At 31.4% G+C, this 1,205-nt stretch carries 2 protein-coding genes; one reads left to right on the top strand and one right to left on the bottom strand.

Annotated features, from left to right (window positions below; translation table 11 throughout):
* Nucleotides 1–188 (top strand): hypothetical protein (locus WA340_RS11875; protein ID WP_336129228.1); only part of this gene is annotated, 188 nt, incomplete at its 5' end.
* Nucleotides 189–224: 36 nt separating this feature from the next.
* Here the strand turns inward: WA340_RS11875 and WA340_RS11880 are convergent.
* Complete coding sequence (locus tag WA340_RS11880; protein ID WP_336129229.1) at nucleotides 225–1,100, bottom strand: hypothetical protein; 876 nt, start codon at nucleotides 1,098–1,100, stop codon at nucleotides 225–227.
* Nucleotides 1,101–1,205 lie beyond the last annotated feature (105 nt).

Consider the following 1,205-nt stretch of genomic DNA (forward strand, 5'->3'; position numbering starts at 1 on the left):
TAAAACTTTTTTACGCAAAGTTCTGCTGTTTTCAAAGTTCGGAATTCGCACGATTTTTACGTTTAGTTTTTAATTCCGCTATTGTAACCAACGGTCTCGGCTATGAACAGTTGCGTGGGTTAGCACGGACTTTTGCAAGTACACTACAAGTTGAAAATTCCGCAGGAATTTTCAGGATAAGCCTGTAATAGCAATTGTTTATAGCCATTGTTGTAAGCCGTTTTTTAATTCATATTTATTTGTTCAAAATTCTTTTCTCTCAACATTTTTTTGAATTCAGTTCGGTTCAAACTTTTATCTGTTCTATAATGCCAATGGTAATAGCCAAATTCAATGTTGTAATAATCTCTGGTTTGTTCAAATCCGATTCCAACTATTTTTCCAATAAATTCATTAAATACAGACTCGTCTTTTGTGTGTAATTGAATTTTTTTATGTTCATCCAAAGTCAAATTTGTTTCTCCTTTTTTTGAATGAACTACAATATCGATAAATCCATTTTTTAATGTTGATTCACTATTTAACTTTAAGAATTTAATTATATCTTCTTTTGAGATTAAATCTTTTCCTGCGAAAAGTTCCGTTTGTTCATTTTCCCAATGGTCACGAATATAAATCCAAAACCCGTCTGTTGTAGGTAAAAAGTCAATAGCTTTAAAATACGTTTCAATTAGTCGAGAATTATCCGCAACAAGTTCAAATTCAAATATTCCATTGTCATTTTTGTTATATGCAACAAAACATTCCTTTATTAAATCTGTTTCGTATTCATTTTCGTCAGTTCCGAATGCAATTCCAGTTGGTGGTGTAAATTCCGTTTCTTCTTCTTTTAATTCATAAGTATTGAAAGTCGGAAGCATAAAAATGTCCGAACTCATTTCTATTGCATCTTTTGGCAATTCAAAACTCTCTAAATCATCTAATCTACAAGTTTCAATTAATTCTGGTTTTATCACACCTTCATTTTGTGCTGTTTCCATTGCTTTTGATAGACAATCTCCACAATGTGTTCCGTAAGCATAATAGTTTGAATAAACTCCTGTTTTATTGTCTAAAGTTCCTTGTAATAGGAAGTACCAAAATTCTCGGTTTTTATTCATTTTTATTGGTCTGTTCAAATGGCTTACAACGTTAGCGTATAAATTTCAGTTGCGGAAAATCGGTACGATTTTCCGATTGAGACTGAAAGATAGAAAATTGCAATG

Source organism: Mesoflavibacter sp. CH_XMU1422-2, from assembly GCF_037029245.1.
Classification (GTDB): domain Bacteria; phylum Bacteroidota; class Bacteroidia; order Flavobacteriales; family Flavobacteriaceae; genus Mesoflavibacter; species Mesoflavibacter zeaxanthinifaciens.

Excerpts from the sequence above, each read along its gene's own strand:
- WA340_RS11880 (WP_336129229.1), bottom strand. The coding sequence starts at position 1,100 with ATGAATAAAAACCGAGAATTTTGGTACTTCCTATTACAAGGAACTTTA.